This window comes from Actinomadura sp. NPDC000600 (assembly GCF_040492135.1).
Lineage (GTDB): Bacteria > Actinomycetota > Actinomycetes > Streptosporangiales > Streptosporangiaceae > Spirillospora.
In genome coordinates this window covers 67,909-93,922 of sequence record NZ_JBEUPD010000015.1, presented here as the reverse complement: position 1 = coordinate 93,922, position 26,014 = coordinate 67,909, and the positions used below count along the sequence as shown (strand labels likewise).

Below are 26,014 nucleotides of genomic sequence, written 5' to 3'. Positions count from 1 at the left end.
AGAGTGGCCGGTGTGACGACGCTTCTCCTGGTTCGGCATGGCCTGACCGCGATGACCGGCCCCGTGCTGGCCGGATGGACGCCCGGCGTGCGCCTGGACGAGCGCGGCCGCGCGCAGGCGGCCGCGCTCGCCGCCCGCCTGGCGCCGCTGCCGCTCGCCGCCGTCGTGTCCAGCCCCCTCGAACGCTGCGCCGAGACCGCGGAGGCCATCGTCGCGGCGCGGGCCGAGCCCGCCGGGAAGATCGAGACCGACGAGCGGTTCGGCGAGGTCCGCTACGGAGACTGGACGGGGCGCCCCCTCAAGGAGCTGGCGGAGGAGCCGCTCTGGCGCGTCGTGCAGGCGCACCCGAGCGCCGCCCGGTTCCCCGGCGAGGCGGGGGAGGCGCTGGCGGACGCGCAGCACCGCGCCGTCGCCGCCGTCCGCGACTGGAACGAGCGGATCGCCGCCGCGCACGGGCCGGACGCGCTCTACGCGGTGTGCAGCCACGGCGACATCATCAAGTCCGTGGTCGCCGACGCCCTCGGCCTCCACCTGGACCAGTTCCAGCGCATCCAGGCCGACCCGGCCTCGCTCACCGTGATCCGGTACACCGAGACGCGCCCGTTCGTCGTCCGGCTCAACGACACCGGAGGCGACGTCGCCGGCCTGGTCCCGGAACCGCCGGAGGAACGTTCCGGGAAAGCCGGACTCGGGTCGAGTGACGCGGTCGTCGGCGGCGGCGCGTAGGGTCATTGGCATGCCCGTCATCTCCTACGACCCGCCGGAGCGCTTCGTCGCCGGCGCCGTCGGGCGCCCCGGCGACCGCGCCTTCTACCTGCAGGCGCGCTCGGGCCGCCGCGTCACCAGCGTCGGACTGGAGAAGTTCCAGGTGACGCTGCTGGCCGAGCGGCTCGAGGAGCTCCTGGACGAGGTCCTGCGGCGCAGCGGCGGGGAGGCGGCCGTGCCCGCGGTCGCCCCGTCCGAGCTCAAGGACGACGGCCCCCTCGACCAGCCCGTCGAGGAGGAGTTCAAGGTCGGCACGATGGCGCTGGCCTGGGACCCCGAGGACGAGCAGGTGGTGATCGAGGCCCAGGAGGTCACCGAGTCCGACGAGGAGCCGGAGGTCGGCGAGGACGACCCGGCCGTGGCGGTGCTCCGGGTGCGGATCAGCGCGGCGCAGGCCCGCGCGTTCGCCGAGCGCGCCCTGCAGGTGGTGGCGGCCGGGCGGCCGCCGTGCCCGCTGTGCGGCCTGCCGCTCGACAGCGAGGGGCACGTGTGCCCCCGCCAGAACGGGTACCTCGGCTGAGATGACACCCCGCTGTGCTGGATCATGGACGACGTGGCCGGGAGAATGAGCGCATGACGCAGTCCTCGCGCGGGCGGGCGCCCGCCGGCGACGCAGGCGGGCGGGCCGGGGCCGGGCGCCCGGTCCCGCCGCGCGACGCGGACGCCGCCGAGCGGCTGCTGTCGGCCGGGCGCATCGCCGTGGAGGGCCGGCTCGTCCAGGCTTCGAACGCCACCCTCTACTGCTCGATCGAGCACGACGGGGCGACGGCCAACTGCGTCTACAAGCCGGTCGCGGGGGAGCGGCCCCTGTGGGACTTCCCCGACGGCACGCTCGCCGAGCGGGAGGTCGCCGCCTACGAGGTCTCCAAGGCCATGGGCTGGAACACCGTCCCGCCCACCGTCCACCGCGACGGCCCGTACGGGCCCGGCATGGTGCAGCTGTGGGTGGAGCCCGACCCCGACATCGACCTCGTCGCGCTGTCCCGCTCCGACGACGAGGCCGTCCGCCGGATGGCGGTCTTCGACGCCGTCGTCAACAACGCCGACCGCAAGATCGGCCATCTGCTGCCGCCCGGCGACGGCCACGTGTACGGCTGCGACCACGGCGTCTGCTTCTCCACCGAGTACAAGCTCCGCACCGTCCTGTGGCAGTGGCGCGGCAAGCCCCTCACCGCCGAGGCCGTCGACGCGCTCGGCCGGGTCCACGCCGAGCTGCGCGGCGCCCTCGGCGCGCGGCTGGCCGAGCTGCTCACGGCCGAGGAGGTCGACGCCACCCGGCGCCGCGTCGAGCTGATGCTCAAGCACCGCATCCACCCCTACCCGCCCGAGGACTGGCCCGCCATCCCCTGGCCGCCGCTGTAGGTCGGCCCCGCCGGGTGCGGCATTTCCGGGAAATGCTCCAATTAGGGCATGTGCACGGCGATCATCAGTGTCGACCCCGCCTCCCCCGTCCCGGTGCTCCTCGCGGGCGTGCGCGACGAGTTCGTCGCCCGCGCCTGGGAGCCGCCCGGCCGGCACTGGCCGGACCGCCCAGGCCTCCTCGGCGGCCGCGACCTGCGCGCGGGCGGCACCTGGCTGGCGGTGGACCCCGGCGCCCCGCGGGTCGCCGTCGTGCTGAACGGCCGCGGCCGGGCGGCGCCCGAGGCGGGCCGCGTCTCGCGCGGCGAACTGCCGCTGCGGGTCGCCGCCGACGGCAAGTTCGGCCTGCCCGACCTCGCCGCCTTCGACCCGTTCCATCTCGTCGGCGCCGAACCCGACCGGGTCCGGCTGTGGAGCTGGGACGGCGCGGCCCTCACCGAGCGGGACCTCGGCCCCGGCCTGCACATGATCGTCAACAGCGGGCTGGAGGGTGAGGGCCAGCTCGAGGGCGAGACCGAGGACGCCTACATGGCCGCGCGGCTCGCGCACTTCCGGCCGCTCCTGGCCGCCGCGCCGCGCCCCGAGCCGAGCCCCGGGGACCCCGTGGAGCGGGCCTGGGGCGCGTGGCTGCCGCTGGTGAACGGCGCCGGGCTGCCCCGCGCCGACCACCGCGCCCTGCTCCCCCTGCTCGACCTGGGCGACGGCCGGGTGTGGGGCACCACCTCCGTCAGCCTCGTCGCGCTGGGCCGGACCGGCGTCCGGTACGACTTCTCCGCCACCCCGGGGGACGGGCGGGCCTGGACCCGCGTCCGCTGAGGGGCGGCGGCCGGGACCGCGGCCCCGGACCTCTTGCCGGCTCCGCCTGCGGGACGTGACGCTCGGTGCTAGTTTGACTACCTGATGCGATCTTCGTCGGAGCGGGGCCGCCCGCGCAGGGTCATCGGCGGACGGGGAGTGCGGATGGCGGCGGTGGCGCGGCGCGCGGCGCCCACGACCGGGTACCGGGCCCGCGTGCCCGGGCGGGCGGCGGCCGCGGCGGCGGCGCGATGAGCAGTTGCGCCGAGGTGGAGACCCGCCGGCGCAGGACGGCGCCGGACGGGGCCCGGCCCGTGGCGGGCCGCACCCCGTGCCAGCTCGCGTGGGCCCGGTTCCGCCGCGACCGGTTCGCGGTCGCGGCGCTCGCCGTCCTGGCGCTGATCCTGGCGTTCGCCGCGCTGGCGCCGCTGTGGGCGCACCTGACCGGCCACCCCTACGACGCGACCTTCCCGGAGACCGGGCTGGACGCCGGAGGGCAGCCGCGCGGACCGGGCGGCCGCTTCCCCCTCGGCGCCGACCAGCTCGGCCGCGACGTCCTCGTCCGCGCCGCCTACGGCGCGCGGATCTCGCTGGCCGTCGGCATCCTGTCGGCCCTGCTCGCGTCCGCCGCCGGGACCGCGGTGGGGACCCTCGCCGGGTTCGCGGGCGGCCTCGTCGACGGGGTGCTCGCCCGGCTCATGGACATGCTGCTCGCCCTGCCGTACCTGCTGGTGGCCATCATGCTGGCCACCACGTTCCAGATCGGCTCGGTCGCCGCCGGCCTGACCATGACGATCCTGATGATCGCGTTCTTCTCGTTCGCGGCGGTCGCCCGGGTGATCCGCGGCCAGGTGATCATGATCCGGAGGCGGGAGTTCATCGAGGCGGCCCGCGCCCTCGGCGCCTCCGACGTCCGGATCATGTTCGGCGAGATCCTGCCGAACCTGTCCGCGCAGATCACCGTGCTGACCTCGCTGCTGATCCCGGCCTCGATCGTCTTCGAGGCGACGCTGTCGTTCCTCGGCGTCGGGGTGCGCCCGCCGATGCCGAGCTGGGGGTCGATGCTCGGCGAGGGAGGCGACGTGTTCCAGACCGCCTGGTGGCTGCTCGCCGTCCCGGGCGTCCTGCTGCTGCTGACCACGCTGGCGTTCAACGTGCTCGGCGAAGGCGTCCGCGACGCGTTCGACCCGCGCGGCGACCGCGCCCCCGGGGGGCGGTGAGGCGCGTGGCGCGGTTCGTCCTCCGCCGGCTGCTGTACGCGGTCGTGGTGCTGTGGCTGGTGGCCACCCTGGTGTTCGTCTTCCTGCACGTCTCGCCCGTCCCGGTGGAGCGCGTCATCGGCGGGCCGCGCGCCACCGCGGACACCCTCGGCCAGATCCGCCGCAACCTCGGGCTGGACCGCCCCGTCCTCGTCCAGTACTGGCGGTTCGCCGCACGGCTGCTGCGCGGGGACCTCGGCGACTCCTACATCAACGGCATGCCGGTCACCACCCTGATCGGCGAGCGCCTCCCCACGACGCTGCTCCTGGTGGCGGGCGCCGCGATCCTGTGGTTCGCCGGCGGCGTCCTGCTCGGCGTCCTCAGCGCGGTGCGGGCGCGCGGCCTGTGGGACCGGGCCGCGACCGTACTCGTGCTGGTCGGCCTGTCCACCCCGCCGTTCGTGATGGCGCTCGTGCTGCTGCAGGTGGCCTCCGCCGGGTTCGGCCGGGGCGCCGTCCACCTCTTCGAGGCCGGGCCGCCCCTGCAGGAGCACTTCCTGCGGCGGATGGTCCTGCCGTGGATCGCGCTGGCGTTCCTCATGATCGCCACCTACACGCGCCTCACCCGCGGGGCGATGCTGGACGTGCTCGGCGAGGACTACGTCCGTACGGCGCGGGCCAAGGGCCTGCCGGAGCGCCGCGTCGTCGGCCGGCACGGGCTGCGCACGGCGCTGACCCCGGTCGTCACCCAGCTCGGCATCGACCTCGGCGCCCTGATCGGCTCCACGGTCGTCACCGAGAAGGTGTTCGGGCTGCAGGGGGTGGGCCAGCTCGTCTACCAGTCCATCGCGCTCGGCGACACCCCGGTCATCATCGGGGTGACGCTGCTGGTGACGTCGTTCGTGGTCGCCGCGAACCTGCTGGTCGACATCGGCTACTCGGTGCTGGACCCGCGCGTCCGGCTGGGCTGAGGGGCGCCAGGCGGGCCGTCCGGTCGGATGCCGCGATCTCGGATTCATGCCGCGAAGTGCGCATGGATAAGCTTTCCGTATGCGATCGTGGCCCGCCTCCGAAGTCCCCCGCCTGTCCGATGCGGGACTGCCCGCCGCGACCCGGCCTCTGAGCCTGCACGACACCGGGACGGGGACGACGCGCCCCACCTCGCCCGGCGACACCGCCCGGATGTACGTGTGCGGGATCACCCCGTACGACGCGACGCATCTGGGCCATGCCAACACGTACCTGGCCTTCGACCTGGTCAACCGGGTGTGGCGGGATCTCGGCCATCAGGTCTGCTACGTCCAGAACGCCACCGACGTCGACGACCCCCTTCTGGAACGTGCCCGGCAGACGGGCGAGGACTGGCGCGAGCTGGCCGACCGGGAGATCCAGCTCTTCCGCGACGACATGACCGCGCTGCGCGTGCTGCCGCCCGACCGGTACATCGGCGCGGTCGAGGCGATCCCGATGATCATCGAGATGATCGAGAAGCTGCGCGGCCGGGACGCCGCCTACGAGGTGGCCGGCGACGTCTACTTCCCGATCGCCTCCGACCCGGCCTTCGGGCAGGTCAGCCGGCTCACGCGGGAGGAGATGGGCCCGCTGTTCGCCGAGCGCGGCGGCGACCCCGGCCGGCCCGGCAAGCGCGACCCGCTCGACGCGCTGCTGTGGATGGCGCGGCGGCCCGGCGAGCCCGGCTGGGACTCGCCGTTCGGGGAGGGCCGCCCCGGCTGGCACGTGGAGTGCTCGGCGATCTCCATCGAGTACCTCGGCATGGGGTTCGACGTGGAGGGCGGCGGCTCGGACCTGGCGTTCCCGCACCACGAGATGGGCGCCTCGCACGCGCAGGTCGCCACGGGGGAGCGTCCCCACGCCCGCGCCTACGTGCACGCCGGCATGGTCGGCCTGGACGGCGAGAAGATGTCCAAGTCGCGCGGCAACCTCGTGTTCGTCTCGAAGCTCCGGCGGTCCGGCGCCGACCCGATGGCGATCCGGCTGGCGCTGCTGGCCCACCACTACCGCTCGGACTGGGAGTGGACGCCGGCCGAGCTCGACAAGGCGGCGGCGCGCCTTGGCCGCTGGCGGGCCGCGGCGGCGCGCCCGTCCGGTCCGCCCGCCGCCCCGCTGGCCGCCGCGGTCCGCGAGAGCCTGGCCGACGACCTCGACGCGCCGGCCGCGCTGGCGGCCGTCGACGCCTGGGCGGCCGCCGACGGCGCCGACGAGGCCGCGCCGGCCCAGGCCGCCGCCGTCGTCGACGCCCTCCTCGGCGTCGATCTCTGACCGGCCGGGCCCGCCCGGCCCTCGGCCGCGGCGGTCCCTGCCGATCCCGGCACGGCGCGGCCGGTGAGCCCCGCGCGTCACAGCAGGCCCGCGAGCCTGTACAGCACCAGCGAGCCGGCCACCGCGACGTTCAGGCTGCTGCCGGCGCCCACCATGGGGATCTCCACGGCCAGGTCGAGCAGGTCGAGCGCCTCGGCGGGGATGCCGGACTGCTCGTGGCCCAGCACCGCCACCGTCCGGGTGCGCGCGGCGGGCAGGTCCGCGAGCCGCACGGCCTCGTCGGCCAGCTCGACGCCGACGACCCGGCTCCCGGACGCCCGCTGCCGCTCCAGCCAGCCGAGCGGGTCGCCCACCCAGTGGACGCAGGCGGGGCGGCGCAGCGTGTTGCCCCGGGCGAGGGCCTCGGGCACCCAGGGGAAGCGGGGGACGGCCATGCACGCGCCCACCGCGTCGCAGGTCCGCAGGAGCGTCCCGAGATTGGCGCCGTGCAGCGGCCACAGCGGCGCGACGAGGAGATGGTCCCAGCAGGTGTGGGAGCGGCGGCGCCGCTGGCGCCGGAGCTCGCGGGGCGGGCGGACGCGGATCGCCGCCTGGCGGGGGCTCACCGGCCCCGGGCGCTACCGCCCTCCGAGGGAGATGACGTCATGTCGGGCGCACTTCGCGGCGTGCGCGGGCCATCGACGGGGAATCGACGTGATCGAGTCTAGCCCCCGCCGCGGCCCTCAGCCCGGATCGCGGCGGCGCAGGTAGCGCTCGAACTCGCGGGCGATGGCGTCGCCGCTGGCCTCCGGCAGCTCGGTGGCGTCCTTCTGCTCCTCCAGGGTGCGGACGTACTCGGCGACCTCCGAGTCCTCCTCGGCGAGCTCGTTGACGCCGTGCTCCCAGGCGCGGGCCTCCTCGGGCAGCTCGCCGAGCGGGACGGTGACGTCGAGGAGGTCCTCGACGCGGCGCAGCAGGGCGAGGGTGGCCTTGGGGGACGGCGGCTGGGCGACGTAGTGCGGGACGGCCGCCCACAGGGAGACGGTGTCGAGGTCGGCCTTGGCGCAGGCGTCCTGGAGCACGCCGAGGATGCCGGTCGGCCCCTCGTAGCGGGCCGGCTCCAGGTTCAGGGTGTTGACCAGGCCGGCCTCGGAGGCGGCGCCGGTGACCGGCACCGGGCGGGTGTGGGGGGCGTCGGCGAGCAGCGCGCCGAGGAGCACGACGTTGCGGACCTCGAGCTCCAGCATCAGCCCGACCAGCTCGCGGCAGAACGACCGCCACCGCATGTTGGGCTCGATCCCGTGCAGCAGCACGACGTCCTTGCCGTTCGGGAGCCGCGCCCACGACACGCGGGTCGTCGGCCAGGTGATGCCGCGGGTCTCGCCGTCGGTCATCTCGACGATGGGGCGGGTGACCTGGAAGTCGTAGTAGTCGTCCGGGTCGAGCTCGGCGATGGGCACCGCCTCCCACGTCGACTCCAGATGCGCGATCACCCCGCTGGCGGCCTCCCCGGCGTCGTTCCACCCCTCAAAGGCGGCCACGACCACCGGATCGACGAGTTCCGGCACGCTTTCGAGTTCGACCACGCGCTGCCTCCTTCCGACGCCCAGGTACAGCGTCACCGACGGGGGCCGTCATTCCCGGGGGTCGGGGGCCCCGCTCATGATCGGTGGCTGTCAGCCTACGTCCTGACGGTGACCTACCCCACCCCTCCGGAGGCCAGACCCCGCCGTGTACGCCCGCGGCGGAACCCGGGTCACGATCGGGTCACTTGCCGCGGGGGGTGGTGTGCACGATCAGCACGTCGCAGGGGGCGCGGTGGGACAGGTTCGCCGGGACGGACCCGAGGATGCGGCCCGCGAGGCTGTTGAGGCCCCGGTTGCCGATCACCATGAGGTCCACGGGGCGCTCCTTCGCCAGCTTCGACAGCACGTCCACGGCGTCGCCCTCGACGGCCTCCTGCTCGATGTCGGTGGCGCCGGCGGCGACGGCCCGCTCCCGCGCGGCGCGCAGCGCGTCGTCGGCGGGGGTGGACCCCTGCACCTTGTAGGCCAGGTCGCCCAGCCGGTCGGCGGCGGTGGCGCGCTCGCGCTCCGGCATGGGGCTGTAGGCGGAGGCGAGCAGGAGGGTGGCGCCCGTGGCGGCGGCCAGCTGCGCGGCCCTGTCGACCGCGCGGAACGAGGAGTCAGAGCCGTCGGTGCCGACGAGGATGATGCGGTACGCGCTCATGCCGTTCCTTACCCGTTAGTAGTCACTGGTGGCACGCTATCGGTCCGGTGACCCATCCGTCACCGTCTCTTTGCACACCCCGTCCAAGAGGCGCGGGCCCGCCTGGAGCGCGGACGGCCCGGAGTGTCCGGTGATCACCCGGATAGGGTGGTTCTCCGGTTCGTGCGACATGTGAGGAGAGCTGTGACTGCTGGGGGCCCGCAGGCCGTGCTGTTCGACATGGACGGCCTGCTCATCGACTCCGAGCGCGTCTGGCTCGAGGTCGAGTCGGAGGTCATGGCCTGGCTCGGCGGCGAGTGGAGCCCCGCCCACCAGGAGCGCCTGGTCGGCGGCTCCCTCTACCTCGCCGTCGACTACATGCTGGAGCTGACCGGGGCCGACGCCCCCCGCGAGGAGGTCGGCCGGCGGATGCTGGACGGCATGGTCGAGCGGCTCGGCGCGTGCGTCCCGATGATGCCCGGCGCCAAGGACCTGCTCGCCGAGGTCCGCGCCGCCGGGGTGACGGCGGCCCTGGTGTCCTCCAGCCACCGGCGGCTGATCGAGCCGGTGCTGGACGCCGTCGGCCGCGAGCACTTCGCGCTCAGCGTCGCCGGTGACGAGGTCGCCCGGACCAAGCCGCACCCCGAGCCCTACCTGACCGCCGCCGCCCGGCTCGGCGCCGACCCGGCCCGCTGCGTGGTGCTGGAGGACTCCCCGAACGGCGTCGCGGCGGCCGAGGCGGCGGGCTGCGTCACCGTCGCCGTCCCCGGCGTCCTGCCGATCCCGCCCGCGCCGGGACGGACGGTGGTCGCCTCGCTGCTCGAGGTGGACCTGGAGCGGCTGCGCTCCCTGGTCGTGTGACACTCGCCGGTCGCGTGACGAGTGCGGCGGCGCGTCCGCCGTCCGACCGCGGCACCTCACGGCGCGGCGCCGCGCGGGCCTGATACCCGCGGGGCGGTACCCCGGGGGGCGGCCCCTAGGGGAGGGTCCCGCCGGGGGAGGAGACCGGTCCGGCCGCAAACCGTCCGCCGGGAGGAGCAGAACCGGCATTCCACGTGTGACGATGGAGAGAGCACCGACACACGGAGTGAGGGGCCGGCATGAGCGACGCAGCCATTTTCGCGATCAGTCTCGGGGTGACCCTGGTCGGGCTGGTGATCAGCTGGGGCGCCTACCGCCGCCGGGGCGCGGCCAGCGGGCTGCGCGGCGCGGCCCTGTCCCTGGTGCCGCTCGCGGCGGCGATGACGGGCGTGACCGAGTTCTTCGTCGACCTGGCGTTCAGCCCGGTGAAGTGGGCGGGCGTCGCCGTGGGCGGCCTGGCCGTGCTGCTCTACCTGGCCTCCGGCGCGATGCTGAGCAGGCGCGGGGACGCCGGCGGCGGCAAGGCCGCGGGAGGCGGGGAGGGGCACCGCTCCGCCGGGCGCGGCGGCAAGCCGAGGCGCGGCGTCGAGGGGCCCGCGCCGGGCGGGGGAGACCCGGAGCTGGCGGAGATCGAGAAGATCCTCCGCGACCGCGGCATCTCCTGAGACCGCGGCCCCCGCACGCGACGTGACGGCGGGCCGGGACGTCCCGATCGCGGGCGTTCCGGCCCGCCGTTTCTGTGCGTCCGGGGCCTGACCTGCGGACGATCAGTCTCAGAACGGACTCAGTACGGTAAAGCTTGTCGTTCCGGACCCCCCTGGCGTTGCGGGGCCACTCGTGGCTGAACGTACTATTCGGGCGATTTGTCCGAAGTGGCGTACGGGCGCGTGTTTGCCAGATGACGACGAGATCACAAGTCAGATACGGGTACTTCCGAAGTACGTCTCACGGATGGACAGTCGTGCCCGAAGGACTACGTTTCCCTTCAGCAAACGCGGCGTAACGGGCACGGGGGCAGCGGATGATCTCCGCGACCGCCGGTCACTCGCCGGCGGCAGGCAGAACCAGTGGCCGGACGGTAGGAGGTAACGAGCGTGGCCGCACCCATAGAGGTGACCGGGTCCGACAGCGAGGCGCAGCCGGAAGCGGTACTTGTCGGCGTCGACAAGAAGAAGATCCAGGGACGCTCCCTCGGGCAGATCGCCTGGATGCGGCTCAAGCGGGACAAGGTCGCTCTCACCGGCGCGGTCATCGTCTTCGTGCTCATCCTGATCGCGATCTTCGGTCCGTTCTTCGTGCAGAACCCGCTGACGTACCACCAGAACCTGATCGACCCGACCTACAACCGGCCGAAGGGCGGCATCTGGCACACGGGCATCAGCGGCGACCACCTGCTCGGCGTGGAGCCCGGCACCGGCCGCGACCTGCTGGCCCGCATCGTGCACGGAGCCCGGATCTCGCTCCTGGTGTCCTTCCTGGCCACCCTGCTGTCGGTGGTCATCGGGACCGTCATGGGCATCACCGCCGGCTACTTCGGCGGCTGGGTCGACTACCTGATCAGCCGGGCCATGGACGCCTTCCTGGCCTTCCCCCTGCTGCTGTTCGCGATCGCGCTGGTGGGCGTCGTCTCCGACGGCGCGTTCGGCATGAACGGCAACGGGCTGCGGATCTCCGTGCTGGTCGTGGTGATCGGCTTCTTCAACTGGCCCTACATCGGCCGCATCATCCGCGGCCAGACGCTGTCGCTGCGCGAGCGCGAGTTCGTCGACGCCGCCCGCAGCCTGGGAGCCCGCAACTCCTACGTGCTCTTCAAAGAGGTCCTGCCGAACCTGGTCGCCCCGATCCTGGTCTACTCGACCCTGCTGATCCCGACCAACATCCTGTTCGAGGCGGCGCTGTCGTTCCTCGGCGTCGGAGTGATCCCGCCGACGCCGTCCTGGGGCGCCATGCTGACGCTCGCGGTGCCGATCTACTCCTCGGACCCGGCCTACATGATCATCCCCGGTATGGCCATCTTCATCACCGTCCTCGCCTTCAACCTCTTCGGTGACGGGCTGCGGGACGCTCTCGACCCTCGGGCCAAGTGACTCGGGTTCAACCGACCCGTCTAATTGAAGGGGTGCGCCTGCACATGAACAAGATGAGACCATTTGCGGTCTTCGCGGCCGGTGTGGTCGCGGCCGCAGGGCTCGCCGCCTGCGGCGGCGGTGAATCCGGAGGCTCGGGGAGCGGCCCCGGGTACAACGCCGGCGTGAACGAGGTCGTCAACAAGTCGGACAAGAAGGGCGGCACGCTCAAGCTGGCCGACTCCGACGACTGGGACTCGCCGGACCCCGGCAACACCTACTACGCGTTCTCCCAGAACTTCGCCCGCCTCTACGGCCGCGGTCTGACCACGGCCAAGGCTGCGGCGGGCAAGGAGAGCCTCGAGATCGTCCCTGACCTGGCCACCGACATGGGCCAGCCCAGCGACGGCGGCAAGACCTGGACGTACAAGCTGCGGACCGGCGTCAAGTACGACGACGGCACCACGGTCACGTCCAAGGACGTCAAGTACGCGATCGAGCGCAGCAACTACACCAAGGAGCTGCAGCTCGGGCCGAAGTACTTCAAGCAGTACCTCGTCGACAACAAGCCCGCCTACAAGGGCCCGTACGAGGACAAGAGCGACGAGGGTCTGAAGTCGATCGAGACCCCCGACGACCAGACGATCATCTTCCACCTGAACGAGCCGTTCCAGGAGTTCGACTACCTGGTCTCGATGTCGCAGTCCATCCCTGTGCCGAAGGCCAAGGACACCGGCACGAAGTACGAGACCTCGATCGTCTCCAGCGGTCCGTACAAGATCGACAACTACACGCGCGGCAAGTCGATGTCGCTGTCGCGCAACCCGAACTGGAACCAGAGCACCGACCCGCTCCGCAAGGCGCTGCCGGACAAGATCGAAGTCCAGATCAAGCAGAACGCCGATGACATCGACCAGCGGCTGCTCGCCGGCTCGCTGGACATGGACATCACCGGCGTCGGCGTCCAGGCGGGGACCCAGCCGAAGGTGCTGACCCCCGAGCAGAAGCCGTACGTGGACAACCCGATCCAGGGCTTCCTGCGGTTCATGTCGCTGAACGTGAACGTCAAGCCGCTCGACAACATCCACTGCCGCATGGCCGTGCAGTACGCGACCGACAAGGTCGCCGCGCAGACCGCCTACGGAGGCCCGCTGGCCGGCGGCGACGTCGCCACCACCGTGCTCCCCCCGTCGGTGGACGGCTACACCAAGTTCGACCTGTACCCGCAGAAGCAGGCCGAGGGCGGCGGGCTCGACCAGGCCACGCTCGCCAAGGCCAAGTCGGAGCTGCAGGCGTGCGGCAAGCCGAACGGCTTCACGAGCAAGATCTCGGCGCGGTCGGACCGGCCGAAGGAAGTCGCGATGGCCGAGGCGATCCAGCAGAGCCTCGCCAAGGTCGGCATCAAGGTCAGCATCGTCCAGTTCCCGGCCGGCGACTACTTCAACAAGTACGTCGGCGTGCCGAAGTACGTGCACGACCACGAGATCGGCATGATGATCATGGCGTGGGCGGCCGACTGGCCGACCGGCTACGGCTTCCTGTCGCAGATCGTGCACGGTTCGGCGATCAAGCCGTCCGGCGGCAACAACCTCGCCGAGCTCAACGACCCGAAGGTCAACAAGGGTCTCGACGACGCGATCTCCACGCAGGACAAGGCCGCTCGCACGAAGATGTACGGCGAGGTCGACAAGGCGGTCATGGGGACCGCCGCCGAGGTCCCGCTGATCTACGCCAAGGCCCTGATGTACCGGCCGAAGCGCGTGACGAACGCGGGCATCACGTACTACTACGGCGGAATGTACGACTACCTGAACATGGGCGTGGAGTGACACTCCGCTTCGTCCGTGCGTACAGCTGAAGGCAGGTGAAGGCGACGCCCGCCGGCCGGTCCGGGACCCACAGGTCCCGCCGGCCGGCGGGTCGGGCCGAGCATTGTGTTCGCATATCTCATCCGGCGCCTCATCGGTGCCGTCGTCATGTTGCTGCTGGTCAGCATGGTGACCTTCGGCATCTTCTTCTGGCTGCCCAAGATCGCCGGTCAGACGACCGACCAGATCGCGGCGTCCTACGTGGGCAAGGCGCCGACCGCCGAGGCCATCCAGGACACCAAGGAGCGGCTCGGCCTCGACAAGCCGGTCGTGGTGCAGTACGGCAACTACGTCAAGGCCATCGTGGTCGGCAAGGACTACAAGGCCGGCCCCGTGACCGACCACTGCCCGGCGCCGTGCCTCGGCTACTCGTTCCGCAGCAGCCAGCCGGTGCTGGAGACGCTGATCGACCGGGCCCCGGCGACCCTGTCGCTGTCACTCGGCGCCGCCGTGGTCTGGCTCATCAGCGGCATCGCCACCGGGGTGGTGTCGGCGCTGCGCAGAGGCTCGGTCTGGGACCGGGGGGCGATGATCATCGCTCTGGCCGGCGTGTCCCTGCCGATCTACTTCACCGGCCTGGTCTCCCTCGCGCTGTTCTCCTACAGCCTCAAGATCTTCCCAGGCGGCGGCAGCTACGTTCCGCTCACCTCCAATCCGGTGACCTGGTTCCAGTCGCTGGTGCTGCCCTGGATCACGCTGGCCTTCCTCTACGCCGCGATGTACGCGCGGCTCACCAGAGCGGGCATGCTTGAGACGATGAACGAGGACTACATCCGCACCGCCCGCGCCAAGGGCCTGCCGGAGAAGACCGTCGTCACCAAGCACGCGCTGCGCGCCTCGCTGACGCCGATCCTCACGATCTTCGGTCTCGACATCGGGCTGCTGCTCGGCGGCGCCGTGCTGACCGAGAACACCTTCGGCATCCCGGGGCTGGGCCAGCTGGCGATCAGTTCGATCAGGGGCGGCGACCTGCCCATGGTGCTCGGCGTGACGCTGCTCACGGCGACGTCCATCATCGTGATCAACCTGATCGTCGACATGCTGTACGCGATCGTCGACCCGAGAGTGAGGCTTGGCTGATGACCGGCACCGCGCCCGCCGCGGACACCGCGGGCACCGGCGAGGCCCCGAGCGCGTTCCTCGAGGTCCGCGACCTCAAGATCCACTTCCCGACCGACGACGGCCTGGTCAAGTCCGTCGACGGCCTGTCGTTCCAGCTGGAGCGGGGCCGCACGCTCGGGATCGTGGGCGAGTCGGGCTCCGGCAAGAGCGTGACCAGCCTCGGCATCCTCGGCCTGCACAACCGGCGCAACGCCGACGTGTCCGGGGAGATCTGGCTGAACGGCAAGGAGATCGTCGGCGCCTCGCAGAACGAGGTGCGCCGGCTCCGCGGCCGCGAGATGGCCATGATCTTCCAGGACCCGCTGTCCTCGATGCACCCCTTCTACACGATCGGCCACCAGATCATCGAGGCCTACCGGGTGCACAACGACGTGTCCAAGGCGGTGGCCCGCAAGCACGCCATCGACATGCTCGGCAAGGTCGGCATCCCCAAGCCGGACCGGCGGGTGGACGACTACCCGCACCAGTTCTCCGGCGGCATGCGCCAGCGCGCGATGATCGCGATGGCGCTGTCCTGCGACCCCGAGCTGCTGATCGCCGACGAGCCGACCACGGCGCTGGACGTGACCGTCCAGGCGCAGATCCTCGACCTCATCCGCGACCTGCAGCAGGAGTTCAACTCCGCGGTCATCATGATCACCCATGACCTCGGGGTGGTCGCGGAGCTGTCGGACGACATCCTGGTGATGTACGCGGGCCGCGCCGTGGAGTACGCCTCCGTCGACGACGCCTTCCACCGGCCGCTGCACCCCTACACCTGGGGGCTGCTCGGCTCGATGCCGCGCCTGGACCGGGAGCGCTCGGAGCGGCTGATGCCGATCGAGGGGTCGCCGCCCAGCCTGATCAACGTGCCGTCGGGGTGCGCGTTCCATCCGCGCTGCCCTTACAGTGACCTCAACGGTGACAAGAGCACGACCGAGCGGCCCGAGCTGGTCGAGGTCGAGCCCGGCCACAAGGCGGCGTGCCATCTCCCGCTGGAGAAGAAGCGGCAGATCTGGAACGACGAGATCCGGCCGAAGCTGTGACGAGCACGGGTGGGAACGAGACTGTGAATACGACCAAGACCCCGGCCGACGAGACCCGTCCGGCCGCGGAGGCCCGCCCCGTACGGGAGGGCGAGCCGCTGCTGGAGGTGGACAACCTCGGCAAGCACTTCCCCGTCACCGCGGGGCTGCTGCGCCGGCAGGTCGCGGCGGTGAAGGCCGTCGACGGCGTGTCGTTCTCGGTCCGCAAGGGCGAGACGCTCGGACTGGTGGGCGAGTCGGGCTGCGGCAAGTCCACCACCGGCCGGATGATCATGCGGCTGCTGGACCCCAGCTTCGGCAAGATCACCTTTGAGGGCGAGGACATCACCACGATGTCGCAGGGGCGGCTCCGGCCGCTCCGGCGCGACCTCCAGATGATCTTCCAGGACCCCTACTCGTCGCTGAACCCGCGCAAGACGGTCGGCGCGATCGTCGGGGCGCCCTTCCGGCTGCAGAACATCGAGGCCAAGCAGGGCGTCAAGAAGGCGGTCCAGGAGATCCTGGAGCTGGTCGGGCTGAGCCCCGAGCACTACAACCGCTACCCGCACGAGTTCTCCGGCGGGCAGCGGCAGCGCATCGGCATCGCCCGCACCCTGGCCCTGAAGCCGAAGCTGATCATCGCGGACGAGCCGGTCTCGGCCCTGGACGTGTCGGTGCAGGCGCAGGTCGTCAACCTGCTGGAGGACCTGCAGAACGAGCTCGACCTCACCTACGTGGTGATCGCGCACGACCTCTCGGTGGTCCGGCACATCTCCGACCGCGTCGCCGTCATGTACCTCGGCAAGATCGTCGAGTTGGCGGACCGCTCGGACCTGTACGAGCGGCCCATGCACCCCTACACGAACGCGCTGCTGTCCGCGGTTCCGATCCCGGACCCGAGCCAGCGCGCCGAGCGCAAGCGGATCCGGCTGCAGGGCGACGTGCCGAGCCCGCTCGACCCGCCGCCCGCCTGCCGGTTCCACACCCGGTGCTGGAAGGCGCAGGACATCTGCAAGCAGGTCGAGCCGCCGCTGGTCGAGCTCAGCCCGGGACACCAGGCCGCCTGCCACTTCCCGGAGAACACCACGGTCAGCGCGACCGACGCGGTCGCCAAGGCCGCGGTGGCGCCCGCCGCCCCGGCCGAAGACCCGGAGCCCGCGGAGTAGCGCCGCCGGGCGCGTGAGCGCGCCCCGCGCACGAGGAAAGGCCCGGCCCCCGCGAGGGGGACCGGGCCTTCTTCACGGGCGCCCGCTCCGGACTACTCGGTGGAGATCGCCTTGAGGACGTCCATGCGGCCCGCGCGCCACGCCGGCCAGAGCGCCGCCAGGACGCCGATGACCGCGGCGACCAGCAGGTAGACCACCAGGGTCCCGTACGGCACGGCGAGGACCCCGAGGCCCTTGTCGGCGAGGGCGTTCTGCAGCGCCGCGCCGAACGCCACCCCGATGCCCATGCCGAGCACCGCGCCGAAGACCGCGATCATGATGGACTCCAGCCGGACCATGCGGCGCAGCTGCCGCCGGGAGATCCCGATCGCGCGCAGCAGCCCGATCTCCCGGGTGCGCTCGATCACCGACAGCGCCAGCGTGTTGATGACCCCGACGGCCGCGATGATGACGGACATCACCAGCAGGATCGTCAGGAACGTCACGAACCCGTCGACCTGCTTGCGGGCATCGGCCTTCAGCGACGCCTGGTCGGACACCTTCAGGTTCGGGTAGTCCTTCAGCGTCGACTCCAGCGCGCTCTTCGTCGCCGCCGACGGCGCCGAGGCGTCCACCACGACCGCGGCCACGGTCGGCTTCACCGTGTGCCGCAGGTGGGCCTGCTGGGAGATGAGCCGGGGACCGACCAGATCGCTCCTGGCGTACACCCCCGCCACCGTCAGCCGCTCGGTCCGTCCATCGGTGAACTGCACCGGGACCGCGGTCCCGACCTTCCAGCCGCGTGCCTTGGCGGTGGCCTCGTCCACCATGATCCCGGCGTCGCCGATGGCGGTGCCACCGGAGGTGATCTTCAGCCTGGCGGCCTTGGCGATCACCGCCACGTCGCCGGACATGTACCAGGCCTTCTTGTTGTCGATCTTGGCGTCGCCCTCGTAGGTCGAGGACGCGGAGGCCACTCCGGGCGTCGCCCCGATCTTCTGCACGGCCTCGGTGCTGATGCCGCCCGCGCCCTCGACCTCGACGAGGTAGTCGGCGCCGAACTGCGCGTCGACCTGCTCGTCGATCGAGGCCCGCATCGTCGCGCCCAGCACGTTGACCGTGGTGATCAGCGCCAGGCCGATCATCAGGGCCGACGCCGTCGCGGCGGTCCGGCGCGGGTTGCGCAGCGCGTTCTGCCGCGCGAGCCGGCCCGGCGAGCCCAGCAGCCGCGCGAACGGCGCGCCGAGCACCTTCATCACCGGGACGCTGATCACCGGGGCGAGCATCGTGACGCCGATGAACACCGCGAACGCGCCCGCGCCCACCGGGATCGCCGGGTTGCCGCCGTTGCCGGCGAGCCCGGCGGCGATGAGGCCGGCGCCGACGAGGGTGAGCAGCGAGCCGAGCGCGACGCGGATCCGCAGCGACCGCTGCGGCAGCGCCACGTCGTCGCGCATCGCCGCCACCGGCGGGATCTTCGCGGCGCGGCGGGCCGGGAAGTAGGCCGACACGACCGTCACCACGATGCCCACCGCGTACGACCAGATCACCGGGGTCGCGGTGAACGTCAGCCCGCCTTGCCCCGCGTCGCCCATCTGGGACTGCAGCAGGGACGCCAGGCCGGCGCCGGCCGCGAGGCCGAGGGTGGAGCCGACCACGCCGACCGCGACGGCCTCGCCGATCACCGCGCGCGTGACCTGGGCGCGGGCCGCGCCGATCGCGCGCAGCAGCGCCAGCTCGCGGGTCCGCTGCGCGACCAGCATCGAGAACGTGTTGAAGATGATGAAGGACCCGACGAAGATCGAGATCAGCGCGAACACGAGCAGGAACGTGCGGAAGAAGCTCATCATCGCCGCGATGTCGCTCTTGGACTCCTCGCGGAGCTTCTCGCCGGTGACGGCCTCCAGGTTCTGCGGCAGCGCCTTGGCGACCCGGTCGCGCAGCTCGGCCTGGGACGGGCCGGTGGAGCCCATCTCGATGTCGCTGAAGTAGCCGGGCTTCAGCATCAGCCGCTGCGCGGTGGCGGTGTCGAAGCCGGTGAGGGTCGCGCCCATCAGGTTCCCGGCGTCGACCAGCCCGACGATCCGCATGCGGGCCGGCGGCCCCGCCGTGACGACGCGGGTGGTGTCGCCGACCTTCAGCTTGCCCTTCTCCGCGGTCCTGGTGTCGATGACGACCTCGTCCGGCCCCTGTGGGGCGCGGCCCGCCGCCAGGTCGTAGGTGCCGCCCGTCGTCCAGTTCGTTCCGATCTGTGGCGGCCCGTCCTGCGCCGTCCCGACGATCTTCCCGTCCTTGCCGACGACGGCCGCGTACCCGTTGACGTTGCCCTTGGGGTCCTTGACGCCGTCGATCCCCTGCAGGGTCTTCAGCACGGCCGCCGGCACCGGCTGCGCCGCCATGCCGTCGTCGTCGCCCTCGACGACCTTCTTGGCCCGCACGTCAACGGCCACGTTCGTGCCGATCCGGCTGAACAGCTCGTCGAACTGCTTGTTCATGCTGTCGGTGAAGATCAGCGTGCCGGCCACGAACGCGACGCCGAGGATCACCGCGACGGCCGTCAGCACCAGCCTGATCTTGTGCGCCGCGAGGTTGCGGAGCGTGACCTTGCCCATCATCGCGCCGACACCCCGGATCCGGACGCGCCCGCGGGACGGGTGTCGTGGCCGCCGGCGTCGAAGCCCTTCATGCGCTCCAGCACCCGCTCGGCGGTCGGCTCGGCCATCGTGTCGACGATCTGGCCGTCGGACAGGAACAGCACCTGGTCGGCGTAGGCGGCCGCGGACGGGTCGTGGGTGACCATCACGATGGTCTGCCCCATCCGCCGCACCGAGTCGCGCAGGAATCCGAGGACCTCGGCGCCCGAGCGCGAGTCCAGGTTCCCGGTCGGCTCGTCCGCGAAGATGATCTCAGGGCGGGAGGCCAGGGCGCGGGCGCACGCCACCCGCTGCTGCTGCCCGCCCGACAGCTCGGTGGGACGGTGCTTGAGCCGCGGCCGCAGCCCCACCGTCTCGATCACCTCGTCCAGCCACTTGGCGTCGGGCTTGCGCCCGGCTATGTCCATCGGCAGCGTGATGTTCTCCAGCGCCGTCAGCGTCGGCACCAGGTTGAACGCCTGGAAGATGAAGCCGATCTTGTCGCGGCGCAGCCGGGTGAGCTGCTTGTCCTTGAGGCGGGTCAGCTCGGTGTCGCCGATGAAGACCTGTCCGGAGTCCACCGAGTCCAGCCCCGCCATGCAGTGCATCAGCGTGGACTTGCCGGACCCGGAGGGGCCCATGATCGCGGTGAAGCGGCCGCGGGGAATGCCGACGGTGACCCCGTCGAGCGCGACGACCTGAGCGTCGCCGCGCCCGTACACCTTCGCGATCTGCTGGGTCCGAGCGGCGAAGTCGCCCGCCCCGGACGCGTGTGCCGCGCCGGCGGTCGATGGGGCGGTGTTCGTCACGGGAAACTCCTGTGGGTGAGTGAGCAGGAAACGTCCGGACCGCGCCGTGCCCCCGGCGATCCGACGTCCAAAACACTAGAAGGCGGACAAACCCGTTTCCTGGACCTCAGGAACTGATTTGCCCGTCCACCCACGGCAGGAGAAAGGACCCCGCCGTCGTCCTACCGGAGTAGGCCTCCGCCGCCGAAGGTCAGGGGCGCCTCAGGGGCCGCCCCTGAAACCGGCCGCCCGCCCGGTGCGTCAGCTCTGGCCGGGCCTGCTCAGCCCCGTCTCGTAGGCGTACACCACGGCCTGCACGCGGTCCCGCAGGCCCAGCTTCGCCAGGACGTTCCCGACGTGCGTCTTCACCGTCGTCTCGCTCACCACGAGCTCGGCCGCGATCTCGGCGTTGGACTGGCCGCGGGCCACGTGCGACAGCACCTCGCGCTCCCGCTGGGTCAGGGTGTCCAGCCCCGGCGGGGGCGCCGAGTCGCGGACGGACGGGAGCCGGTTGGCGAACTTGTCCAGCAGGCGCCGCGTCACCGACGGCGCCACGATCGCGTCGCCCTCCGCCACGATCCGGATCGCCTGCACGAGGTCCTCCGGCGGCGAGTCCTTGAGCAGGAACCCGCTCGCGCCCGCCCGGACCGCCTCGATCACGTACTCGTCCAGGTCGAACGTGGTGAGGATCAGCACCTTGGGGTCGTGCGAGGCCGCGCCCTCCCGGATGATCCGGCGGGTCGCCTCGATGCCGTCCACCCCCGGCATCCGGATGTCCATCAGCACCACGTCCGGCAGCAGCGACCGGGTCATCTCCACCGCCGCCGCGCCGTCCCCCGCCTCGCCGACGACGGCGATGTCGGCCTCCGCCTCCAGGATGAGCCGGAACCCCGTCCGCAGCAGCGGCTGGTCGTCGACGAGCAGCACTCGTACCGTGGTCATCGGGCCGCCACCGCCGGCCGCCGTCCCGGACCGTTCATCGCCCTGCTCCTCGCCCTCACCGGACCGCCGCGTCCGCGGCGCTCCTGCCCAACCTACGGCCTCGCGCGGCCACGGCTCACGGCTCCAGCGGGAACCGGGCCCGCACGCCGAATCCGCCGCCGACCCGCGGCCCGATCTTCAATTCGCCACCGTACAGCGCGACCCGCTCGTACATGCCGACCAGGCCGTGGCCCGGATTGTCGCCGTTGCCGGCCATGAACGTCGCGGTTCCGCGCCCGTCGTCCTCGATCTCCACCGTCAGGTCGCGGTCGCCGTAGTACAGCCGCACCCAGGCCCGCGCCTGCGGCCCCGCGTGCTTCAGCGTGTTCGTCAGCGCCTCCTGGATCAGCCGGAACGCCGCCACGTCCACGCCCGGGGACGGCGGCCGCGCCTCGCCCTCCATCCACAGCTGCACCGACAGGCCCGTCTCCCGCACGTGCTCCAGCAGCTCGCCGAGGTCGCCCAGGCCCGGCTGCGGCGCCAGCTCCCGGCCCGGCCGCTCGGTGTCGCGGTCGGTGCGCAGCACGCCCACGATCCGCCGCATCTCGCTCAGCGCGGTCCGCCCGACCTCCTCGATCGTCGACATCGCCTCGCGCGCGCTGCCCGGGTCCCGGTCGATGATCCGGCGCGCGGCGCCCGCCTGCACGGTCATCACGCTCACGTGGTGCGCCACGACGTCGTGCAGCTCCCGGGCGATCCGGGACCGCTCCTCGACCCGTGCGGCCCGCGCGTCGGTGCCGCGCGCCCGCTCCAGCCGGGCGGCCCGGTCCTCGAGCTCGGCGAAGTAGGCCCGGCGCAGCCGCAGGTTGCGGCCCAGCACCCACACGCCGATCACCAGTGCGCAGTCGGTGATCAGTACCTCCGGCGCCGCCGACACCGGCAGCACCAGCAGGTACGTCAGGAAGTAGACGAACGCCGTCACGCCGCCGAGCGCGCTCTGCGCCAGCCCCCGGTGCGCCGCCACGCTGTAGACGGCCATCAGGAACGCCACGACGTCCGGCACCGACGGCGGGTAGTGCAACACCGCCATCACCAGCTCGCCGCTGATGATGAACAGCAGCACGGGCATCGGGTGGCGGCGGCGCCACGTCAGCGCCATCGTCACCGCGGTGACGAGCAGCCCGTCCCAGACGTCCGGCGACCGGAAGCCCTCGTAGCTGTCGCCGGCGGGCAGCTCCTCCAGGAACAGCTGCGGCAACCCCACCGCCAGCAGGCCCACCGCGAGCAGCGCGTCGGCCGCCATCGGACGCGCCTGCAGCCAGGCGCGGAAGGCGTGGAGACCACGGATGCGGGGTGACACGACACTCACCCTAGGAGGCCGCGGCAGGTCCCGAGCCCTCCTGAACGCGGATCCGCGGTCCTCCCCAAGGATGACCCGGCCGCTCCGGGGGCGCTACTAGAGATCGTCGTGCTCGCGCGCGCCGACCCCCGCGCGGGGGTCGGCCCGGCCGGCCCCCTCCAGGTCGGCGGGGGAGGGGCGGTCCACCGGGGCCGAGGGCAGCGGCGGGGGCGTGCCGCCGAACTCCGGGCAGCGCTCCTTGTGGTCGCACCAGTCGCACAGCCGGCCCGCGCGCGCCCGCCACTCGCCGGTCTCCATCGCCCGCCGGATCGCCTGCCACAGCGCCTCCACCTTGCGCTGCGTGGCGCGCAGGTCGGCCTCGTCCGGCTCGTAGCGCAGGATCTCGCCGTTGCCCAGGTACATCAGCTGCAGCAGCCGCGGCACCCGGCCGCGCAGCCGCCACAGCACCAGCGCGTAGAACTTCATCTGGAACAGCGCGCGCGCCTCGAAGTCGGCCCGGGGCGCCGTCCCGGTCTTGTAGTCGACGATCCGCACGTCGCCGCTGGGCGCCACGTCCACCCGGTCGATGTAGCCCCGCAGCTTCAGCCCCGAGTCCAGCACCGTCTCGACGAACAGCTCGCGCTCGGCCGGCTCCAGGCGCCGCGGGTCCTCGAGGGTGAAGTACCGCTCCACCATCCGCCGCGCCTGCGCCAGCCACTCCGCGTGCTCGGCCTCGCCGTCGGCGCCGTCCTCGAACAGCTCGGCCAGCTCCGGCTCGGCCTCGAGCAGCCGGTCCCACTCCGGCGCCAGCATCTCCAGCGCCGCCTCCGGCGTGCGCGCCCCGGTCGGCAGGTCGAACAGCCGCTCCAGCACCGCGTGCACCAGCGTCCCCCGCACGGCCGCCGCGCTCGGCCGCTCCGGGATCCGGTCGATCACCCGGAACCGGTACAGCAGCGGGCACGTCATGAAGTCGCCCGCGCGCGACGGCGACAACGACCCGACCACCACCGCGCCCCCCGCGCCTCCGCCCTCGTCCGCCCTGCGCGCGGGCGGAACGGACGTCCTGCCGCCGGCCTCGGTGCCGCCCGTCTCGGTCGTCTCGGTCGTCGTCATGGCACAGCAGACTAGGCGACACCCCCGACGGAAATCCCGCACCCGCCGCCGTGCCCGGCCTCGCGGCGCCGGCGGACCCGCGCCGCCCGCGGGCGACCTGCACCGGCGGGGCCGTAGCATCGAGGGCGTGACACACAGCGCGCCCCCGACCGAGGACCGGACCCCGGCCGGCGGCCGCGGTCCCGACGACGACCGCGCCGGACGCCCCGGCCTCCTCATGGGCCGGCCGTTCGGCGTGCCCGTCTACGTCTCGCCCAGCTGGTTCCTGGTCGCGGTCCTGGTCACCGTGATGTTCGAGGGCCAGGTCGACGGCGTCGTCAGCCGCCCGCTCAGCTACCTCGTCGCCTTCACCTACGCCGTCCTCCTGTACGGGTCGGTGTTCGTGCACGAACTGAGCCACGCCGTCACGGCGCGCGCGTTCGGGCTGCCCGTCCGCTCCGTCACCCTCCACATCCTCGGCGGCGAGACCTCCATCGAGCGCGAGGCCCCCACGCCCGGCCGCGAGTTCCTCATCGCCTTCGCCGGGCCGCTGGTCAACCTCGTCCTCGCCGGGCTCGGCCTGCTCGCCCACGCCGTCCTCCCGATGCCGGACGTCGCGCTGCTGCTCGTCGAGGCCCTCACCTTCGCCAACCTCCTCGTGGGGCTGTTCAACCTGCTGCCCGGCCTCCCGCTCGACGGCGGCCGGCTGGTGCGCGCGGTCGTCTGGAAGGTCACCGGCCGCAGCCGCAACGGCGCCGTCTTCGCCGGCTGGGTGGGCCGCGGCGTCGCGATCGCCTGCCTCTTCGCCGGCGCCTACCTCGCCACCTACAACACCGGAGAGGGCGGCGGCATCGGCTGGCTCGCCCTGCTCTGGTCGGCCCTCGTCGCCTCCTTCATCTGGGTGGGCGCCACGCAGTCCATCCGCGCGGAGCGCGTCCGCGACCGCATCCCGCTGCTGTCCGCGCGCCGCCTCGCCCGCCGCGCCACCCTCGTCACCGCCGACGTGCCGCTCGCCGAGGCCGTCCGCCGCGCCCGCGAGGACCACGCCGGCGCGATCGTCATCGCCGACCACGACGGCAGGCCTCTCGGCCTCGTCAGCGAGAAGGCCGTCACCGCCACCCCCGAGCACCGCCGCCCCTGGGTCAGCGCGGGCGACCTGTCGCGCGGCATCGACGACGGCCTCACCCTGCCCGCCGACCTCTCCGGCGAGGAGCTCGTGGAGGCGCTGCGCAAGGCGCCCGCCTCGGAGTACCTCCTCGTGGAGCCCGACGGCCGCGTCTACGGCGTCCTCGCGGTCGCCGACGTCGACCGCGCCTTCGCCGGCATCTGACCCGCCCCGCCCCGCCCGGGCGGTGCTCAGACCGCCCGCGCGACGGACAGACCTGCCCGCGGCCGCCGCTAGCCTTGACCTCCATGAGCGAACCCCAGCCGAACGGCTCCGCACCGTCGCCCGGCCGCATCCCGCACGGCCCCTTCCGCCCCGGCGACCAGGTTCAGCTCACCGACCCCAAGGGCCGGATCAACACCATCACCCTCCAGCCGGGCAAGGTCTACCACTCGCACAAGGGCTCGGTCCCGCACGACGAGATGATCGGCAGCCCCGAGGGGAGCGTCTTCCGCTCCAGCGGCGGCACCGAGTACCTGGCCTTCCGGCCGCTGCTCGCCGACTTCACCCTCCGCATGCCGCGCGGCGCCGCCGTCGTCTACCCCAAGGACGCCGCCCAGATCGTCGCGATGGCCGACATCTTCCCCGGCGCGCGCGTCGTGGAGGCCGGCGCCGGGTCCGGGGCCCTGACGTGCTTCCTGTTGCGGGCCGTCGGCGAGCACGGCCTCGTCTCCTCCTACGAGCGCCGGCCCGACTTCGCCGACATCGCGCGTGCGAACGTCGAGAAGTTCTTCGGCGGCCCCCACCCCTCCTGGCGCCTCACGGTCGGCTCCCTGGAGGACGCCCTCGCCGAGACCGACGTCGACCGCGTCGTCCTGGACATGCTCGCGCCCTGGGAGACCCTCGACGCCGTCGCCAAGGCCCTCGTCCCGGGCGGCATGGTCTGCGCCTACATCGCCACCACCACCCAGATGTCGCGCGTCGTCGAGGACCTGCGCTCCCACGGCAGCTTCGCCGAGCCCTACGCCTTCGAGACGATGCTGCGCTCCTGGCACGTCGACGGGCTCGCCGTCCGCCCCGACCACCGCATGGTCGGCCACACCGGCTTCCTCGTGACCGCCCGCCGCCTCGCCGACGGCGTCACGCCGCCGGCCCGCCGCCGGCGCCCCGCGAAGGGCGCCCACCCCGCCCCGGACGATGCCCGTACCGCCTCCGGCGAGGCCCGCAAGGCCTCCGGCGAGGCCCGCACCGCCTCCGAGGACGCCGCGTCCGCCCCGGACGCCGCGCCCGGCGGTCCCGCCGAGGCCTAGATCACATTAGCTCCGCGCCCATCCACCGGACTCGGCAAACGCCGTGCCACGACACGCCCGGGATCACGAACCCGCAGGTCCAGGCGTCGTAAGCCCCCGCCCCGCGGTACCTCCACGGCACCTCTGCCAACCCTCCCGGAAGACCCCCGCACGACACGAACACCGAATGGGCAGG

At 72.6% G+C, this 26,014-nt stretch carries 25 protein-coding genes; 17 read left to right on the top strand and 8 right to left on the bottom strand.

What is annotated here, in order from left to right; all coding sequences use genetic code 11:
- The first annotated feature begins 12 nt into the window (after positions 1-12).
- The 8 genes from ABWI07_RS22345 to mshC all read left to right on the top strand — a co-directional run bounded on the left by ABWI07_RS22345 (position 13) and on the right by mshC (position 6,398).
- A complete protein-coding gene (locus tag ABWI07_RS22345; protein ID WP_149258241.1) occupies positions 13-726 on the top strand; it encodes an MSMEG_4193 family putative phosphomutase in 714 nt (237 codons plus the stop codon).
- A 10-nt stretch (positions 727-736) separates the two neighbouring features.
- Positions 737-1,285, top strand: coding sequence for a DUF3090 domain-containing protein (locus tag ABWI07_RS22340; protein ID WP_149258242.1), 549 nt, complete (start codon positions 737-739; stop codon positions 1,283-1,285).
- 53 nt (positions 1,286-1,338) lie between these two features.
- Positions 1,339-2,127 carry an SCO1664 family protein gene (locus ABWI07_RS22335; RefSeq protein WP_149258243.1) on the top strand — a complete coding sequence of 263 codons (789 nt, stop codon included), beginning with the start codon at positions 1,339-1,341 and terminating at the stop codon, positions 2,125-2,127.
- Between the two features lie 48 nt (positions 2,128-2,175).
- Entirely contained in the window at positions 2,176-2,940 is a 765-nt protein-coding gene (locus tag ABWI07_RS22330; RefSeq protein ID WP_353819698.1) for an NRDE family protein, read from the top strand.
- 84 nt (positions 2,941-3,024) lie between these two features.
- Positions 3,025-3,174, top strand: coding sequence for a hypothetical protein (locus ABWI07_RS22325; protein ID WP_160160868.1), 150 nt, complete (start codon positions 3,025-3,027; stop codon positions 3,172-3,174).
- The gene (locus ABWI07_RS22320) at positions 3,171-4,139 is read left to right on the top strand and encodes an ABC transporter permease (RefSeq protein ID WP_353819697.1); all 969 of its coding nucleotides are present in this window, start codon (positions 3,171-3,173) and stop codon (positions 4,137-4,139) included. Before ABWI07_RS22325 ends, ABWI07_RS22320 begins: the two co-directional genes overlap by 4 nt.
- A gap of 5 nt (positions 4,140-4,144) precedes the next feature.
- Positions 4,145-5,089 (top strand): ABC transporter permease, encoded by a 945-nt coding sequence (locus tag ABWI07_RS22315; protein WP_353819696.1) that lies wholly within the window; start codon positions 4,145-4,147, stop codon positions 5,087-5,089.
- Between the two features lie 79 nt (positions 5,090-5,168).
- Positions 5,169-6,398, top strand: coding sequence for a cysteine--1-D-myo-inosityl 2-amino-2-deoxy-alpha-D-glucopyranoside ligase (gene mshC / locus ABWI07_RS22310; RefSeq protein WP_353819695.1), 1,230 nt, complete (start codon positions 5,169-5,171; stop codon positions 6,396-6,398).
- Positions 6,399-6,475: 77 nt separating this feature from the next.
- Here the strand turns inward: mshC and ABWI07_RS22305 are convergent, their stop codons facing one another.
- The 3 genes from ABWI07_RS22305 to ABWI07_RS22295 form a co-directional block, all read right to left on the bottom strand.
- Positions 6,476-7,003: a TrmH family RNA methyltransferase gene (locus ABWI07_RS22305; protein ID WP_149258248.1), complete on the bottom strand. Its 528-nt coding sequence runs from the start codon at positions 7,001-7,003 to the stop codon at positions 6,476-6,478.
- 117 nt (positions 7,004-7,120) lie between these two features.
- Entirely contained in the window at positions 7,121-7,963 is an 843-nt protein-coding gene (locus tag ABWI07_RS22300) for a PAC2 family protein (RefSeq protein ID WP_149258249.1), read from the bottom strand.
- Between the two features lie 181 nt (positions 7,964-8,144).
- Entirely contained in the window at positions 8,145-8,606 is a 462-nt protein-coding gene (locus ABWI07_RS22295) for a universal stress protein (protein ID WP_149258250.1), read from the bottom strand.
- Positions 8,607-8,789: 183 nt separating this feature from the next.
- Here ABWI07_RS22295 and ABWI07_RS22290 point away from each other — a divergent pair, with 183 nt between their 5' ends.
- The 7 genes from ABWI07_RS22290 (at position 8,790) to ABWI07_RS22260 (ending at position 16,672) form a co-directional block, all read left to right on the top strand.
- Positions 8,790-9,446, top strand: coding sequence for an HAD family hydrolase (locus ABWI07_RS22290; RefSeq protein ID WP_235036651.1), 657 nt, complete (start codon positions 8,790-8,792; stop codon positions 9,444-9,446).
- A gap of 239 nt (positions 9,447-9,685) precedes the next feature.
- On the top strand, positions 9,686-10,111 hold the full coding sequence (locus ABWI07_RS22285) for a hypothetical protein (RefSeq protein ID WP_149258251.1): 426 nt from the start codon (positions 9,686-9,688) through the stop codon (positions 10,109-10,111).
- Between the two features lie 429 nt (positions 10,112-10,540).
- Entirely contained in the window at positions 10,541-11,533 is a 993-nt protein-coding gene (locus tag ABWI07_RS22280; RefSeq protein ID WP_149258252.1) for an ABC transporter permease, read from the top strand.
- Positions 11,534-11,577: 44 nt separating this feature from the next.
- The gene (locus ABWI07_RS22275) at positions 11,578-13,341 is read left to right on the top strand and encodes an ABC transporter substrate-binding protein (RefSeq protein WP_353819694.1); all 1,764 of its coding nucleotides are present in this window, start codon (positions 11,578-11,580) and stop codon (positions 13,339-13,341) included.
- A 105-nt stretch (positions 13,342-13,446) separates the two neighbouring features.
- Positions 13,447-14,460 carry an ABC transporter permease gene (locus ABWI07_RS22270; RefSeq protein ID WP_149258254.1) on the top strand — a complete coding sequence of 338 codons (1,014 nt, stop codon included), beginning with the start codon at positions 13,447-13,449 and terminating at the stop codon, positions 14,458-14,460.
- Positions 14,460-15,527 carry an ABC transporter ATP-binding protein gene (locus ABWI07_RS22265; protein ID WP_149258255.1) on the top strand — a complete coding sequence of 356 codons (1,068 nt, stop codon included), beginning with the start codon at positions 14,460-14,462 and terminating at the stop codon, positions 15,525-15,527. The genes ABWI07_RS22270 and ABWI07_RS22265 overlap by 1 nt, the downstream gene beginning before the upstream one ends.
- 23 nt (positions 15,528-15,550) lie before the next feature.
- On the top strand, positions 15,551-16,672 hold the full coding sequence (locus ABWI07_RS22260) for an ABC transporter ATP-binding protein (RefSeq protein ID WP_375708325.1): 1,122 nt from the start codon (positions 15,551-15,553) through the stop codon (positions 16,670-16,672).
- A 92-nt stretch (positions 16,673-16,764) separates the two neighbouring features.
- On the opposite strand, the gene ABWI07_RS22255 is transcribed toward ABWI07_RS22260, so the two are convergent.
- From ABWI07_RS22255 to ABWI07_RS22235, 5 genes are all read right to left on the bottom strand, one after another.
- Positions 16,765-19,266: an ABC transporter permease gene (locus ABWI07_RS22255; protein ID WP_235036652.1), complete on the bottom strand. Its 2,502-nt coding sequence runs from the start codon at positions 19,264-19,266 to the stop codon at positions 16,765-16,767.
- Complete coding sequence (locus ABWI07_RS22250) at positions 19,263-20,093, bottom strand: ABC transporter ATP-binding protein (RefSeq protein ID WP_149258256.1); 831 nt, start codon at positions 20,091-20,093, stop codon at positions 19,263-19,265. Before ABWI07_RS22250 ends, ABWI07_RS22255 begins: the two co-directional genes overlap by 4 nt.
- Positions 20,094-20,333: 240 nt before the next feature.
- Positions 20,334-21,014: a response regulator gene (locus ABWI07_RS22245; RefSeq protein WP_149258257.1), complete on the bottom strand. Its 681-nt coding sequence runs from the start codon at positions 21,012-21,014 to the stop codon at positions 20,334-20,336.
- Positions 21,015-21,129: 115 nt separating this feature from the next.
- The gene (locus ABWI07_RS22240; protein ID WP_149258258.1) at positions 21,130-22,353 is read right to left on the bottom strand and encodes a sensor histidine kinase; all 1,224 of its coding nucleotides are present in this window, start codon (positions 22,351-22,353) and stop codon (positions 21,130-21,132) included.
- A gap of 96 nt (positions 22,354-22,449) precedes the next feature.
- Entirely contained in the window at positions 22,450-23,445 is a 996-nt protein-coding gene (locus ABWI07_RS22235) for a RecB family exonuclease (RefSeq protein WP_149258259.1), read from the bottom strand.
- Between the two features lie 127 nt (positions 23,446-23,572).
- Here ABWI07_RS22235 and ABWI07_RS22230 point away from each other — a divergent pair, with 127 nt between their 5' ends.
- Together ABWI07_RS22230 and ABWI07_RS22225 are read left to right on the top strand one after the other, a co-directional pair.
- Complete coding sequence (locus ABWI07_RS22230; protein WP_149258260.1) at positions 23,573-24,754, top strand: site-2 protease family protein; 1,182 nt, start codon at positions 23,573-23,575, stop codon at positions 24,752-24,754.
- Between the two features lie 83 nt (positions 24,755-24,837).
- Positions 24,838-25,839 (top strand): tRNA (adenine-N1)-methyltransferase, encoded by a 1,002-nt coding sequence (locus ABWI07_RS22225; protein ID WP_149258261.1) that lies wholly within the window; start codon positions 24,838-24,840, stop codon positions 25,837-25,839.
- The last annotated feature ends 175 nt before the right edge of the window (positions 25,840-26,014 follow it).